The organism is Aromatoleum toluvorans (assembly GCF_012910905.1).
Lineage (GTDB): Bacteria > Pseudomonadota > Gammaproteobacteria > Burkholderiales > Rhodocyclaceae > Aromatoleum > Aromatoleum toluvorans.
In genome coordinates this window covers 21,514-36,560 of record NZ_WTVN01000037.1, presented here as the reverse complement: position 1 = coordinate 36,560, position 15,047 = coordinate 21,514, and the positions used below count along the sequence as shown (strand labels likewise).

10 protein-coding genes and 1 pseudogene are annotated in these 15,047 nt (G+C 66.9%); 7 read left to right on the top strand and 4 right to left on the bottom strand.

Features of this window, described 5'->3' with window-relative positions:
* The first annotated feature begins 81 nt into the window (after positions 1 to 81).
* Positions 82 to 1,923, top strand: coding sequence for an aminodeoxychorismate synthase component I (pabB, locus tag GPA22_RS18930; RefSeq protein ID WP_169257617.1), 1,842 nt, complete (start codon positions 82 to 84; stop codon positions 1,921 to 1,923).
* A gap of 73 nt (positions 1,924 to 1,996) precedes the next feature.
* On the opposite strand, the gene GPA22_RS18925 is transcribed toward pabB, so the two are convergent.
* Entirely contained in the window at positions 1,997 to 2,365 is a 369-nt protein-coding gene (locus GPA22_RS18925; RefSeq protein ID WP_246264516.1) for a hypothetical protein, read from the bottom strand.
* A 242-nt stretch (positions 2,366 to 2,607) separates the two neighbouring features.
* On the opposite strand from GPA22_RS18925, the gene GPA22_RS18920 reads away from it, so the two are divergent.
* Positions 2,608 to 3,879 carry a bifunctional O-acetylhomoserine aminocarboxypropyltransferase/cysteine synthase gene (locus GPA22_RS18920; protein ID WP_169257616.1) on the top strand — a complete coding sequence of 424 codons (1,272 nt, stop codon included), beginning with the start codon at positions 2,608 to 2,610 and terminating at the stop codon, positions 3,877 to 3,879.
* Between the two features lie 80 nt (positions 3,880 to 3,959).
* Here GPA22_RS18920 and GPA22_RS18915 read toward each other — a convergent pair.
* Together GPA22_RS18915 and GPA22_RS18910 are read right to left on the bottom strand one after the other, a co-directional pair.
* A pseudogene (locus GPA22_RS18915) lies at positions 3,960 to 4,262 on the bottom strand (4a-hydroxytetrahydrobiopterin dehydratase); the annotation flags it as partial.
* Between the two features lie 27 nt (positions 4,263 to 4,289).
* A complete protein-coding gene (locus tag GPA22_RS18910) occupies positions 4,290 to 8,033 on the bottom strand; it encodes a DUF748 domain-containing protein (RefSeq protein ID WP_169257614.1) in 3,744 nt (1,247 codons plus the stop codon).
* Between the two features lie 305 nt (positions 8,034 to 8,338).
* Here GPA22_RS18910 and GPA22_RS18905 point away from each other — a divergent pair, with 305 nt between their 5' ends.
* From GPA22_RS18905 to GPA22_RS18895, 3 genes are read left to right on the top strand one after another with little or no spacing between them, the layout of a single operon-like run.
* Complete coding sequence (locus tag GPA22_RS18905; protein ID WP_169257613.1) at positions 8,339 to 8,782, top strand: hemerythrin domain-containing protein; 444 nt, start codon at positions 8,339 to 8,341, stop codon at positions 8,780 to 8,782.
* A complete protein-coding gene (locus GPA22_RS18900; RefSeq protein WP_211169221.1) occupies positions 8,782 to 8,997 on the top strand; it encodes a DUF2249 domain-containing protein in 216 nt (71 codons plus the stop codon). The genes GPA22_RS18905 and GPA22_RS18900 overlap by 1 nt, the downstream gene beginning before the upstream one ends.
* Complete coding sequence (locus GPA22_RS18895) at positions 8,994 to 10,256, top strand: hypothetical protein (RefSeq protein ID WP_169257612.1); 1,263 nt, start codon at positions 8,994 to 8,996, stop codon at positions 10,254 to 10,256. Before GPA22_RS18900 ends, GPA22_RS18895 begins: the two co-directional genes overlap by 4 nt.
* Before the next feature lie 36 nt (positions 10,257 to 10,292).
* Here GPA22_RS18895 and GPA22_RS18890 read toward each other — a convergent pair whose 3' ends face one another.
* On the bottom strand, positions 10,293 to 11,615 hold the full coding sequence (locus GPA22_RS18890) for a ferritin-like domain-containing protein (protein WP_169257611.1): 1,323 nt from the start codon (positions 11,613 to 11,615) through the stop codon (positions 10,293 to 10,295).
* 396 nt (positions 11,616 to 12,011) lie between these two features.
* Between GPA22_RS18890 and GPA22_RS18885 the strand changes: the two genes are divergently transcribed.
* Both GPA22_RS18885 and GPA22_RS18880 read left to right on the top strand, forming a co-directional pair.
* Positions 12,012 to 13,265, top strand: a complete 1,254-nt coding sequence (locus GPA22_RS18885; RefSeq protein ID WP_169257610.1) for an MFS transporter — start codon at positions 12,012 to 12,014, stop codon at positions 13,263 to 13,265.
* 38 nt (positions 13,266 to 13,303) lie between these two features.
* On the top strand, positions 13,304 to 15,001 hold the full coding sequence (locus GPA22_RS18880; protein WP_211169220.1) for an MFS transporter: 1,698 nt from the start codon (positions 13,304 to 13,306) through the stop codon (positions 14,999 to 15,001).
* Positions 15,002 to 15,047: the final 46 nt, after the last annotated feature.

Genomic DNA, 15,047 nt, shown 5'->3' with positions numbered 1-15,047 from the left:
GTGCGTTCGGTCGGCCGTCCGCCCGACTCGAGCCCCGGACCGTCCGGCTACGTTAGGCCTTCCTGTGCTCCGGAGGGCGGGATGCCGGATTTCGGGCAGGTCCGGCTGCCGGTCAGCGAGTACGCGCACGAATTCGCATTGTTCGACGACAACCTGGATGGCAGCGGGGACCTTCTCCTGCTCGAACCGGAGGAATCGATCGTCTGCATGAGCGCCACCGAGATCGATGCGGCGTTCGCCGCCATCGAGCGGGCGCGGGCGCGCGGGCGATGGGTCGCCATCGCCGCGAGCTATGAACTGGGCGATGCGCTCGAGCCGCGCCTGCGTGGCAGCGCGCGCGGCACCCTCCGCGACACCGGCTCGCCGCTCCTCATGGCGTGGGTTTACGGCCGTGCCGAGCACCTGCCATCCGCCCGGACCGACGAATGCATCGCAGGCGCCCTGACGCGGCTCGACGAACACGAACGGCTCGCCGGCGTGATGGACCTTGGCTGCGAGATCGCGGAACAGGACTATTGCCGCGCGATCGCGCGCATCCAGGACTACATCGCGGCGGGAGACTGCTACCAGGTGAATTTCACCTTTGCCCTTCACGGTCGCCTCTACGGCGCCCCGCTGGCGCTCTACCAGGCGCTGCGCGCGGCCCAGCCGGTGCGGCACGGCGCGCTGATCAGCCACGCGGCGGGCGCCATCCTGTCACGGTCGCCCGAGCTGTTCGTGGAACGCCGGGGCGGCCGCCTGACCTGCCGCCCGATGAAGGGGACTGCCGCGCGCGACAGCGACCCGCAGGGGCTCGCGTCGTCGGAAAAGAACCGGGCCGAGAACGTCATGATCGTCGACCTGATCCGCAACGACCTGGGCCGCCTCGCTCCGAGCGGCGGCGTGCGGGTCGAGCGGCTGTGCGAGGTCGAACCCTATCCGAGCGTCTGGCAGATGACCTCGACGGTGATTGCCGAACCGGTGACGGCCAGCCTCGCGGAGATCTTCCGGGCGCTTTTTCCCTGTGGTTCGATCACCGGCGCGCCCAAGATCCGCGCGATGGAGATCATCCGCGAACTGGAACAGGCACCGCGCGGCATCTACTGCGGCGCACTAGGCTGGATCGCACCCGACGGCGACTTCCGCTTCAGCGTACCGATCCGCACGCTCGAAATCGACCGTGACCGGCACGTGCGCGTCGGCCTCGGCAGCGGCGTCGTCGCCGATTCGGAGCCGCACGCCGAATGGGCCGAGTCGCTGCTCAAGGGGCGCTTTCTCACCGGCCTGAAACCGCAGTTCGGCCTGATCGAAACGCTGCGCTGCGAGCCCGGCACGGCAGCCCCCTACCCGCTGCTCACGCGCCACTTCGAGCGCCTCGCCCGATCGGCCGGGGCGTTCGGATTTGCGCTCGACACCGAAGCCCTCCGCGCGGCGCTGAGCGAGCGGGCGGGCGGCCTGAGCGGCCCGCACCGCGTGCGCGTGCAGCTCGCGGCGGATGGCAGTTTTGCGATATCGGCGCATGCCCTCGACGACACGGCGCCGACCACGCCGACCGTTGTCCTGTCGCAGCGGCCCCTGGCGAGCGGCGATCCCCTGCTGCGGCACAAGACCACCGCACGGGCGCTTTACGACGCGGAACTGCGCGACGCGATGGCGCACGGCCATTTCGACGCCCTGTTCTTCAACGAACGCGACGAACTCGCCGAAGGGGCGCGCACCAACGTCTATCTGGATCTCGGCGACGAGTGCCTGCTCACTCCGCCGCTGGACAGCGGCGTGCTCGACGGCGTCTACCGACGCAAGCTGCTGGATGAGGGAAAGGCGCGCGAGCAGCGCCTGACCCGGGCCGACCTGTCGCGCGCCCGGGCGATTCTGCTGTCGAATGCGGCCCGGGGACTCTTTCGCGTCGAACTGGCCGACGCGCCTTCGGGGATCTCCGGATAGGAATCGCGGTGCAGCCGGGTTGCGCATGGCTGCGTTGCGCCATGCCATCCAGCCGCTTCCCGTCAGCGCGTGCTCAGTGGGTGGTGGCGCAGCGCCGGCTGTTGCAGTCGCAGGGGAGCAGCCCCTTCTTCTTGTCGGCACACATGCAGTAGTGGCGCCCGGTGCCGACCGCGGGCATGCCGGCCGGCTCACCCGGTTCGAAATCCTCGATGCGCAGCAGCTTGAGGAAGTGCAGCGCGGCACTCAGACCACGGAACACCGTCAGCTCCCCCGATCCGGCGCATAACCAGCGCCCGTCCATCGAAATCGCATAACACGCGCCCTCGCGCGGCCCCACCGTGTGCACCCGGATTTTGCACTGCTGCCGGCGCCAATCGGGCGCCACGGCAAGTTCGAGCCACGTTGCCACCTTGCCCGGAATTGCGGTTGCTGCGTCCATCATCTCCCTCCTCCTGTATTTATATGTCCGGATCGTCGTAGTCCGGTGAAGCTGCGTTTTGCGCAGCGTTCAATATTAGCAACATCCAAAATGTGGATTCAATAGGACGATTGCAACATATCCCTTCAGACGCGCGGTTCCGGCCATCGTCATAAGCATTCCGGAAAACCTTCTTTTTCATCCTGCCGGGGCTGGCTATACTTTTTGTCCGCAACAGAACCTCGCCAACCATCCGGGATGAACGCATGAAACTCGAAACGCTCGCGGTACACGGCGGTTACTCGCCCGATCCGACCACCAAGGCGGTGGCGGTGCCCATCTACCAGACGACTTCCTACGCTTTCGACGATACGCAGCACGGCGCCGACCTGTTCGACCTCAAGGTGCAGGGCAACATCTACACGCGCATCATGAATCCGACCCAGGATGTGCTGGAGAAGCGCGTCGCGGCGATGGAAGGGGGCATTGCGGCGCTGGCGATGGCGTCCGGGATGGCGGCGATCACCGCTGCGATCCAGACGATCGCCGAAGCGGGCGACAACATCGTCACCTCGAGCACGCTCTACGGCGGCACCTACAACCTGTTCGCCCACACGCTGCCGCAATACGGCATCGAGGTGCGCTTCGCGGACTACCGCGACCCGGGCGCCTTCGAGCGCCTGATCGACAGCCGCACCAAGGCGGTGTTCTGCGAATCCGTCGGCAATCCGCTGGGCAACATCACCGACTTCGAGAAGCTCGCCGAAGTCGCCCATCGCCACGGCGTTCCGGTGATCGTCGACAACACCGTGCCCTCGCCCTACCTGTGCCGTCCGTTCGAGCACGGCGCGGACATCGTCGTGCATGCGCTGACGAAGTACCTGGGCGGCCACGGCAACTCGATCGGCGGCATCATCGTCGATTCGGGCAAGTTCCCCTGGGCCGAGCACAAGGAGCGCTTCAAGCGCCTGAACGAGCCGGACGTGTCGTATCACGGCGTGGTCTACACCGAAGCGCTGGGGCCGGCCGCCTACATCGCGCGGGCGCGCGTGGTGCCGCTGCGCAACATGGGCGCGGCGATCTCGCCGTTCAATGCCTTCCTGATCCTGCAGGGCGTCGAGACGCTGGCGCTGCGCATGGACCGCATCTGCGAGAACTCGGTGAAGATCGCACGCTTCCTGACCGGCCATTCCAAGGTCAGTTGGGTGAATTACGCGGGCCTGGAGGAGCACAAGGACTACCCGCTGGTGCAGCGCTACATGGGCGGGCGCGCCTCGGGCATCCTGAACTTCGGCGTCAAGGGCGGCCGCGAGGCCGGCGGACGCTTCCAGGACGCGCTGAAGCTGGTGACGCGCCTCGTGAACATCGGCGACTGCAAGTCGCTCGCCTGCCATCCGGCGTCGACGACGCACCGCCAGCTCTCGCCCGAGGAGCTCGTGCGCGCCGGCGTCACCGAAGACATGATCCGCCTGTCGGTCGGCATCGAGCACGTCGATGACTTGATCGCGGATCTGGACCAGGCGCTCGCCGCGGCCTGATCCCACCCCGGCCCGCCTTCGGGCGGGTCTCGCGATGCGCCGCTGCGCCGGGATCACCCGGCTCCGCGGCGCATCGTTTTTCAGGCGCCCGCAGCCACCTGGTCGATGAAGCGCGCGAGCGCCACGTCCCGCTCGGTGAGTCCGCCGGCGTCGTGCGTCGACAGCGTGATGTCGACGCGGTTGTAGACGTTGAACCACTCCGGATGGTGATCCATCTTTTCCGCCTTCAGCGCCACGCGCGTCATGAAGGCAAAAGCGGCGTTGAAGTCCTTGAAGCGGATGCTGCGCGTGATTGCGTCACGCCCGGCCACCAGCGCCCATTCGGGTAGCGTCGCGAGCGCCGCGGCGCGTTCGTCGTCATCGAGTTTCCGGGCCATGATCTCCTCCGGTTCGCGTGCCCTGCCCTGCGCTCACTTCAGCGAGAACAATGTCCGCCGCGCGGCGCCCTGCTCGCCCGCCTTGTCGCCGCTCGCCGCCTCGACCCTGGGGCCGAGCAGGAAGACCCGCTCCGCGGGCACCTTGCCATCGGCGAGCAGCTTGTCCTTGATCGCCTGCCCGCGCTGTTGCGCGAGCTGGCGCAGCGCCTCGTCGTCGACCTTGGTGTTGGCGAGGATGAGTGCCTCCATCTCCGCTACCGGCAAGTCCTTGAGCAGGCCGATCGCGTTGCGCGGACGCTTGAAGTCTGCATCACGATAGACCTTTTTGAGCCATGTCGCGTACTCCTCGGGGGTGAGCGTCAGCTCGTCGAGCGACGGGGCCTCCTCGCCCTTGCGCACCATTTCCTTGAGCCTGGCCGCCTTGACGCTGCGCTCCAGCAGCACGCGGCGTACGCCGTCCGGGTCGGTTGCCGGGTCCGCATGGGCAGTGATCTCCAGCTTCAGCGCGGGACGGTCGGCGAGCGCGCGCGCGAGCGTCGCGATCTTCTCGGTGGTTGCCGCATCGAGCGTGGCACGCCCGGGCGCGAATTCGACGTACGACAGCTCCTCGCCGCCGCCGAACATCGAGCCGAGCAGCGAGAACGGTGCCGTGAGCGCCTTGCCGATCAGGTTGATGATGGCCTTGATGACGATTCCGGCGACGCTGAATTCGGGGTCGTCCAGCGAACCGCCGATGGGGACGTTGAGGTCGATCTCGCCGCGGCCGTTCTTCAGCAGCGAGACCGCGAGCTGCACCGGCAGGTCCAGGGCCGTCGGGCTGTCGACCTTGTCGCCGAAGGTCAGCTGGTCGAGGAACACCCGGTTCGTCGCGCTGAGCTTGCGGTCCTCGATCTTGTAGTTGAGGTCCGCCGACAGCTTGCCCTTCTGGATGCCGTAGCCGACGTACTTGCCCGAGTAGGCCGAGACGGCGGTGAGTTCGAAGTCCTTCACCGACGCGGCGATGTCGAGGTAACGGTCCTGCCGGAAGGGGTTGAGCTGGCCGGCGACGGTGACCGGCGCGGCGTTGTCCACCTTGCCGCGCAGGTCGAGCTTGGCGATGGTCGACGGATCCGACGACAGGCCGACGAGCTCGCCTTCCATGCCGGTGAGATTGGCATCGTAGTTCGGCCGGATGAAGCGGTCGCTGAACTGGATGTTGCCCTGCTTGATCGTGACCTTGCCGATCGAGATCGGCGGGGGCGGCTCGCTCGGCGGCGGCACGGTCGCTTCCGCCTTGGCGGGTGCTGTCGGCGCCGGCGCGTCGCCCGCTGCTGGCGCGGCGGGCGGTGCGGCAGCGGCCGGCTCGTGCTGGCGTATCTCGCGCAGGTTGAGCTGGCCCTGTTCGTCGAGGATCAGGCGGGTATAGAAGTCGTTCAGCGCGACATCCTTGATCGCGACGGCGAGCGGCGCGAGGCGGAAGTCGATGCCGGTGACGGCGAATTTCTTCCAGCGCAGGAAATCCGCGGCCTGGGCCTTGTCGATGGATGCAAAGTTGTCGACGCCGGCATCGCCGCGGAAGCTCGCCTTGAGGCTGCCGTCGCGCGCCGACTCGAAGGCCAGCTTGCCCCGGGTGCTGACGGTGCCGCGCGAGATGGCGATGTTGAGCTGTTCGACGACGTAGGGTTGCAGCGGGAGGAGATCGACGGATTTCAGGTCGAGGTTCAGGTCGCCCTTGAGCGGCTCGAGGCCGACGGCGCCCTTCACATCGACGCTGCCGCGCTTGTTCACGCGCGCGGTGAGGTCGAGCTTCGCCGTGCTCCCCTTCGCGGTGCTGAGGCCTTCGGCGCCGAGCTTGATGGCGTCGGCGAGCAGCACGATCGGGGTGCCCTGGGTGCGGTCCTCGAAGCGCGCCGACCAGCCGTCGAAGGCGAGCTTGTTCACCGTCACCGCCCAGGGCTTGTCCGCGCCGTCGTCACCGGACTGCGGTTTGGCGCCCTTCGCCGCGCCCTTCGCCGGTTTGGCGTTCCCGGCCGGCTTGGCGGCGGGTGCCGCCTTTGCCGCTTTCGGCTCGCCGACCAGGGCGAGGACGTCGAGCTTGCCCTGCTTGTCCTTGAGCGCCGCGAACGCGGCGCCGTTGGATTCGACGCTGCCGACGCTCACCGAGCGGTCGGCCGGCACGACCTTGACGTCGTTGACGGCAAAGCGCACGAGCTTCGCCACGGGCTGTTTCTGCCCCTTGAGCGCGAGTTCGAAGTCGCGCAGCACGAGCGCTTCGGCAAGGAGGTCGATCTGCGGCGCGTCGCCGGCCATCTTCACCTTGTACTGCACCGTCGCATCGACGCGGCCGCCGCGGACGTCGCCGCCCGGCAGCTGCGCGGCGTAGTACGGCAGGTAGCGCGAAACGAGGAAGTTCTCGGCGGCGATGCGCCCTTCGACTTCCAGCGGGCTCAGGCGCAGGCGGTCACGATGGCTGCTCTTCTCGCCGGCGTCCGTGCCGAAGTCGAGGGCGAGTTCGGCGACCGCATCCGCCGCGGTGCTGAGGTTGCGGGCCTCGAACTGCAAGTCCTTGATCTCGGTGCGGAAAGGCTCGCCGCCGGTGTTCGGCCCGCCCGCGGCGCGGTCTTCGACGCGAATCGTCGCTCCGCTGATCTTCGCGTTGTCGAGCGTGAATAGCAGCGCTTCGGCAGCCGGGGTAGCCGCGGCGGCCTGTCCCGTCGCCTCGGGCGTCTCCGCGGCGGGCTGGTCCGCAGCGGGAGGGGGAAGGATCTCCTGGAAGTTGAGGCGTCCGCTGGCCAGGCGGACGACATCGACCGTCGGCTGGCTGATCTCGAGGCGGTCGAAATGGAGCTTGCGTGCAAGGGGCTGTACGTCGGCGAGGCCGAGCGAGAGCCTGGGAAGGTCGAGCAGCGGATTGCCGGCGGCATCCTGCAGCTTGATCGAATCGAGCGCGACGGAACCTTTCAGTGCAACCTTCGGCGCTTCGTCGGCAAGCTGCGAAAAGGCGAGTTCGATGTCCGTCGACACGCGGCCTTCGGGCAGCCGGAATGCGGGCTTGAACGGCAGGTAGGCCACATAGGGCGTGAAGTCGAAGCCGTCGAGCTTGAGGTCGAGGACGGTGTCGCGGTCGTTGGCGAAGGGACGGGTGCGCCCGACCAGTTGCAGCGGATGGCCGTTGATCAGCGCGGAGACGACCGGCTCGGTAAAGAGTTCGACCTTGACCGGCAGGTTGGAGACGAAGGGCACGCCGATGGTGAGGTTGGTGATCTCGTTCCTGACGCCCACCGTCCGGTCCTCGACGGCGACCGTGCCGTCAACCAGCTGGATGTTGTTGAGCGAGAACAGCGCCGGCTTGTCGTCCGGCGATTTCGGGCGTGCGGCGAGCCGTTCCTGCACGTCGGTCCAGTTGTGGCGGGACTCGTCGAGCCGGACGAAATTGATGCGCGGCGCCTCGAGGCGCAGTTCGCGCAGGACCGGGGCGCCGCGGAAGATCGACTCGCCTTCGAGGTTGGCGTAGAGCGACGCAAACGAGAAGGCGCCGGGCTGGCCGTCGGCCTCGGCGATGCTGAACCCCTTTGCGGTCACGGACAGCGCAAAGGGGTTGATGTTGATGTCGTCGATGGTCACCTCGCGACCGAGGACCTCGGATGCGATCTTCTGTCCGAAGTGGCGAACCAGCGGCGGCGCGGCCACGAAACCGAGCACCGCAATGGCAAGGACGATGCCGGCGAGCCACTTTGCCGGGCGCTTCAGCCGGACTGGATCGACACGCAACTTGCGAGCCTGCCCTTCAACGGACATGCAGTACCTCCACGAGAATACCGAACGGATGGGCGGACGTCTCACGCGCCCCATGACATCAATCTAGCAGGCTCGCGCGCAGGTGTGAATCTCGCGCGCGCGATCCTTGCCCGGTGCGCATTCTGGCCATGACATGCCCCTGTGGATGTTTCCGGCTGTAAATGCGTTTGCCATTGCACCGCGCGTCGATTCCCGCTTCGGGCCCGCTCCCGAATTGATTGGATACACGAACGGTTTGATACGCATCAAGGATCCCCCTTCGCGGATTGGGAGAATTGCAATCACCTAACCGGAGACCCGCGACCATGAGCCAGATCACTTCCCTGATGACCGACGACCACCGCAGCTGCGACCAGACCTTCGCCCGCGCCGAGACGGCAGCGGCCAAGGGCAAGTGGGACGAGGCAAGCGCAGCGTTCGAGCAGTTCGCGGCAGAAATGGAAAACCATTTCGATGCCGAGGAATCCCTGCTCTTCCCGAAGTTCGAAGCCGCCACCGGGATGACCGAAGGCCCGACGAAGGTGATGCGCGGCGAACATGTCGAGATGCGCAGCGCGCTCGCCCGCATGCGCGACGCACTCGCGAACAAGGACGGCGACGACTATGCCGGCGAATCGGAAACCTTGCTGATCCTGATGCAGCAGCACAACATGAAGGAGGAGAATATCCTCTATCCCATGTGCGACTCGCACCTTGGCGGCTCCGATGTCGCCGCCGGGCTGAGCGAGCGCCTTCACGCGAGGGCCTGATGAAAAAAATCGTAGACGCGCGCGGTCTGGAACCACCGCAACCCTTCGAACTGGCGATGGATACGCTGGCGGACCTGCCCAAGGGCGAGAGCATGACGTTGTTGCTGGACCGCATGCCGTACCCGCTGTTCCGGATCCTGGACCGCGACGGCTACAAGTACGAGAACCGCATCCGTGACGACGGCGTCGTCGAAATCGACATCCTGAACCCATGATCCCCGACGGGCAGACCCTCAGCTACGACGCGGCGCCGGCTTTCTCGACGCCGCTGCGTTTCTTCCTGACCGCGCCGCTCTTCGGCGCGGCTGCCGGTGCGACGCTGCTCGCCGCGCCGGAGCTGCTCGATTCGCGCTGGACGCCCGGCGCGCTGGCGGTCACGCATCTGATGACCGTCGGCTTCATGCTGACGGTGATGCTGGGGGCGATGTTCCAGGTGCTGCCGGTGGTCGCAGGCGCGGTGATTCCACGCTCGGGCCCGATCGCAGCCATCGTGCACCTTGCGATGACGATCGGGGCACTGTGCCTTGCGTGGGGGCTCGGCAGCAGTGCCCACGGCTTCCTCATGCCGGCGACGGTGCTGCTGGGGGGCGGACTGGCGATCTTCGTCGCGGCAGCCTTCCTCGGGCTGCGGCGAATACCCGTCGCGCAGGCAACTCCGCGCGACATGCGCATCGCATTGATCGGGTTTACGATCGCGATCGCGCTGGGGATGGCTCTGGGGCTGACCCTGTCGAACGGTCTCGCCCTGCCGCTGCTGGTGGTGCTGAAGCTGCATATCGGCTGGGCGCTGTTGGGCGGAGCCGGCGTGCTGCTCGCGGCGGCGAGCTGGGTGGTGGTTCCGATGTTCCAGATCACGCCGAACTACCCGGCGCCCCTGACGCGCTTCTGGGCGCTGGGCACGGGCGCCGTGCTGGTGCTGTGGAGCGCGACGGTGTATGGCGAGCTGGGCACCGCGGAGTTCGCGCTGTCGGCCGCGCTCGCGGTGCTCTGCGTGGCGTTCGCGGTGAGCACGCTGAAGTTGCAGCGCCAGTCGCGCCGGTCGGTGCCGGACATGACGACACGGGCATTCCAGCTCGGCATGGGCAGCTTCATTGCGGGACTCGCGTGCGTTCTGGTCGCACACCATTCGGACCATCAGGCGTGGCCCATCCTCGCGGGCATCCTGGTACTGCATGGCGGCTTCGTCAGCGTGATCGTCGGCATGCTTTACAAGATCGTGCCCTTCCTCGCCTGGCTGCACCTGACCCAGGACGTCGGCAAGGCGCCGAACATGAAGAAGCTGCAGCCGGACGCGCCGATCCGGCGTCACCTCGGCGTGCACGCCTCGGCGCTCGCGGCGCTGCTGCTAGCCGCGCTCGCCGGCAATCCCTGGCTGATCCGGCTCGCCGGCGCCCTTGTCACCGCCGAATTCATCTTCCTCTTCGCGAACATCGTCAAGGTGCTCGGGAATTATCGCCGGGCACACGCGACCTGAGCGCCGCCTCATCCGGCGGCGCTGGCGAACTGAAACTCAGGGCGCACGCGCCTCGATCTGCCTGTTGTCGCTCAAGGCGATGAGGGTGGCCTCGGCCACGCCCGCGGGATAGTCGGCCGGGAGGGCGGGGGCGATCACCCTGGCGAGTTCCATGCTCTCCCGCACCAGGCTTGCGATGAGCCGCCGGCTACCCAGCATGTCGAGAGCCGGGGCGCTGCCGAAGTTCAGCGGGTCGAAAGGCAGCCCGCCGCCGAGGGCCGGCAGGTGCCGCCCGAGGCTCAACAACGGACCGGACATGTGCGCCAGGGCAAGGCTCCGCGGCGCGTCATCGCCACTACGGAAGTGCAGGTCCAGAAGGAGCAGCGCAGTCCAGTAGTGCAGGTCGGCGAGCCAGGCCAGGGCACGCAGGTCCGGGTTCAGGATCTCGTTCTCATGGCCCACATAGGCGGTGGGGTTCACCGGCACCCGATGGGCAGGATACGCAGGATGGGTCGGCGCGAGCTGCCACGCGTCGCGGTGGCCGTCGAAGGCCGGGTGGCGCGCCAGGAACACGTTCCTGAAGAAGATGAAATGGTCCTTCTCCCCTTCCGCCTTGATCGCCTCCAGTTTGGCCAGCCAGGCGTCGAGTTTGGGCATGTCCGGAAGGCGACTCACTTCTCCGACGAGGGTGATCAGTTCGTTGTAGAGGCTGCCCACATGATTGGGACGGCGCTTGGGGCCGATCATCGCCAGGACGCTGTCGGCGAAATGCGCGTCGGCAGGACTCCGAATGCCATCGAAAAAGCCCACCGGGGCCTCGGCGTAGATGTATTTGGCAAGGCTCCGCGGACTCAGAGGCTCGAGGTTGAACTCGAAGGGATAGATCTGGGGCTCGTAGGGAAACTCCGCCGAAAGCAGGTTGGGGGCCGCTCCGAGGAGCACCAGCAGCTGGTTGACGCTCGCCAGGTGCTGCATCTCCTGCACGGCAACCCCCAGCAGCGTGTCGGCTCCCGGGGTGCCGCTGCCTGCCAGGGTCCGGTAGGCCGGGGTGAGCGAGAAGGCCGCGTAGAGGTACTGGAGCATCAGGGCGTGCTCCACCCCGCAGGCTTCCCGCAGGAGCCGCACGAGTTCCAGGTAGGCATCGTTGAAGCTGCGCACCACCCGGGGGCCGGTGGTCTCCGGCGCCATGTTGGTGGCGCCCCAGGCCGGGCCGGTGAGTCCGGCCAATATCGGAAGGGTGGCGCCGCAAGTCACCGCCTGCTGCAGGAACAAGCGTCGCGCTTCGTGCGATTCGTGCGCTGCCTCGCCCGCCAGCCCGGCGGCGTCCGTAGGGAGCGGGACGCGCGCGCCGGCGCGTCCCGCTTTAGTGTGCGTGATCATGACCGATCCTCCCTCAGTGGCGCACCCGCGGGTCGGTGGGAAATCGCCGCACCACACGGCCATGCGTATTTTTTTTGCCGCGTTCGCCGATCGATACCCCTCCCGTCGACGTGGGGAATTTTCCCCGCACTGCACTCCGGAGGGCAGGAATTAGTTCACATCGTCAGGAAAGTGAGCCTGCGCGTATTCGCGCGCTGAACGCGGCAAGACAGGCCACCTGTCCCGCAACGGCAACACCGGGACCCTCGGGCGGGACTAGTACCGAAGAACTAGTCCCCCTTGCGGCGGACTAGTCCCTCACCCCTGCTTTCGGCGAATGTTCGCGGCGATTCGCGAGGCATAACCTTGCTTCCAGCATGGAACGCGCTGCGTTCCGCCCTGGGGGAAGGAAAAAAGATGGCCTCGCAACGCCGCAAGCAGTTTTCCGTTCTGGTGATGAGCACGACGGCATTCACGATGTGTTTTGCCGCGTGGATGCTGTTCGCGGTGATCGGCATCCCGATCAAGGCGCAATTGGGCCTCAATGAAACGCAGTTCGGGCTGCTCGCGGCGACGCCGGTGCTGACGGGCGCGCTGGTGCGCCTGCCGCTGGGCATGCTCACCGACAAGCTGGGTGGCCGTGTCGTGTTCTTCGCGCTGATGGCGGCGGCGGTCGTGCCCATCTGGCTGATCAGCCAGGCGACCGAATACTGGCAGTTCCTCCTCGCGGGCCTCTTCGTCGGCCTCGTCGGCGGCTCGTTCTCGGTCGGCATCGCCTACTGTGCGCGCTGGTTCGAGCGCAAGAACCAGGGCTTCGCGATGGGCGTGTTCGGCGCGGGCAATTCCGGCGCAGCCGTCACCAAGCTCGTCGCGCCGATGCTGGTCGTGGCCTTCGGCTGGGAGTTCGTGCCGAAGGCCTTCGCGCTGGCGATGCTTGCGATCGCGATCGCCTTCTGGCTCTTCACCTACGACGATCCGTCCCATCGGGTGTCGTCGGGCGTGAAGGTTGCCGACCAGCTGCGCGTGTTGAAGAACCCGCGCGTGTGGAAGTACTGCCAGTACTACTCGATCGTGTTCGGCGGCTACGTGGCGCTGGCGCTGTGGATGACCAAGTACTACGTCACCGAATTCGGCCTGGGCCTGGAAACCGCAGCCCTGCTGGCGGCCTGTTTCTCGCTGCCGGGCGGCGTGCTGCGCGCGGTCGGCGGCTGGTTCTCGGACCGCTTCGGCGCGCACAAGGTCACCTGGTGGGTGATGTGGGTGTCGTGGGTGTGCCTGTTCCTGCTGTCCTACCCGCACACCGAGTTCACAGTGATGACCGTGTCGGGCCCCAAGACCTTCGCGATCCACCACAACGTCTGGTTCTTCACGGTGCTCATGTTCACGGTCGGCGTCGCCTGGGCGTTCGGCAAGGCATCCGTCTTCAAGTACATCTCGGATGAATTCCCGCACGAGATCGGCGCGGTGTCGGGGATCGTCGGCTTGGTCGGCGGCCTCGGCGGCTTCCTGCTGCCGATCATGTTCGGCGCCCTCCTCGATCTCACCGGCGTGCGCTCCAGCGCCTTCATGCTGCTCTACGGCGTGACCTGGGTGTCGCTGATCTGGATGTACTGGACCGAGGTGCGCCGCACCGACGTGATGCACGGCGGGCCCGTGGCCGCGACCAAGTAATTCCCAAAACAACACTAGATCCTGACCAAGGAGGAAGCATGGCACCTGCAAAGCTCCGCCCGATTCCGCCGGTTCCGGGCCCCGCGCCGGCCGGTGTACGCCCCGGCGAAGGCGCGCGTGGCGCGGACATCGCGGACTGGCGTCCCGAGGACGAGACCTTCTGGGCGCGCGAAGGCAAGCGCGTCGCCAACCGCAACCTGTGGATCTCGATCCCCAGCCTGCTGTGCGGCTTCGCCGTGTGGCTGATGTGGGGAATCATCACGGTGCAGATGGCCAACGCGGGCTTCCCCTTCACGCCCGACCAGCTGTTCTCGATCGCGGCGATCTCGGGCCTGTCGGGCGCGACGCTGCGCATCCCGGCCTCCTTCTTCATCCGCATCTGCGGCGGCCGCAACACCGTCTGGCTGACGACCGCGCTGCTGATGATCCCGGCGCTCGGCACCGGCATCGCGCTGCAGGACAAGGCGACGCCGCTGTGGGTGTTCCAGCTGATGGCACTGCTCTCGGGCATCGGCGGCGGCAACTTCGCCTGTTCGATGGCGAACATCAGCACCTTCTTCCCGAAGCGCCTGCAGGGCACGGCCCTCGGGCTCAACGCCGGCCTGGGCAACTTCGGCGTGACGACCTCGCAGCTGCTGATCCCGGCGGTGATGACGCTGGGCCTCTTCGGCGCGCTCGGCGGTGACGCGCTTCCGTTGACGAAGGACTCCGCGACGCTGATCGGCAAGATCGCCGCGGGCACGCCGACCTGGGTGCAGAACGCGGGTTTCGTGTGGTTGCTGCTGCTCGTGCCGCTGGCGGTCGTCGGCTGGTTCGGGCTGAACAACCTGAAGACCGTGTCGCCCAACATCGGCTCGACCGGTGCGGCGATGGGCAAAGTGCTGACGCTTTATGGCGTGGCGCTGGTGGTGTCGGGCATCGGCCTGTACCTCTACCTGCCCGCCCCCAGCGGCCTCGGCCTGCTGTCCGGCAACGGCATGTGGGCGGTGCCGCCGCTGGTGACCATCGGCACGCTGTTCGGCATGAAGGCGGTCGCGACGAGCGACGTGAAGGCCAACCTCGACAAGCAGTTCGCGATCTTCCGCAACAAGCACACGTGGTCGATGACGGCGCTGTACCTGGTGACCTTCGGCTCCTTCATCGGCTTCTCGATGGCGGTGCCGCTGTCGATCACCGTGATCTTCGGCAACACGCACGTGTTCGATCCGGCAACCAACGCGTGGGTGCATGCGAAGAACCCGAACGGCCCCTCCGCGCTGATGTACGCGTGGATCGGCCCCTTCGTCGGCGCGCTGATCCGCCCCGTCGGCGGCTGGATCTCGGACAAGCTGGGCGGCTCGATCGTCACGCAGGTGATCTCCTTCGTGCTCGTCGTCGCGTCCGCGGTGACCGGCTACGTGATGCACCTCGCCTACCAGTCGGCCACGCCCGAGCAGTACTTCATGGTGTTCATGCTGCTCTTCATCCTGCTGTTCGCCGCCTCCGGCATCGGCAACGGCTCGACCTTCCGCACCGTGGGCTTCGTCTTCGACCAGGACCAGCGCGGCCCGGTGCTGGGCTGGACCTCGGCGATCGGCGGCTACGGCTCCTTCATCGCGCCGGTCGTCATCGGCCAGCAGATCAAGGCCGGCACGCCGGAGAACGCGATGTACGGCTTCGCGGTGTTCTACGCGCTGTGCGTGCTCATCAACTGGTGGTTCTACCTGCGCAAGAACGCTTACATCCGCAACCCCTGACCCCATTCCGAACATAACAACGACCGACTACGCAAAGCAGGATTCA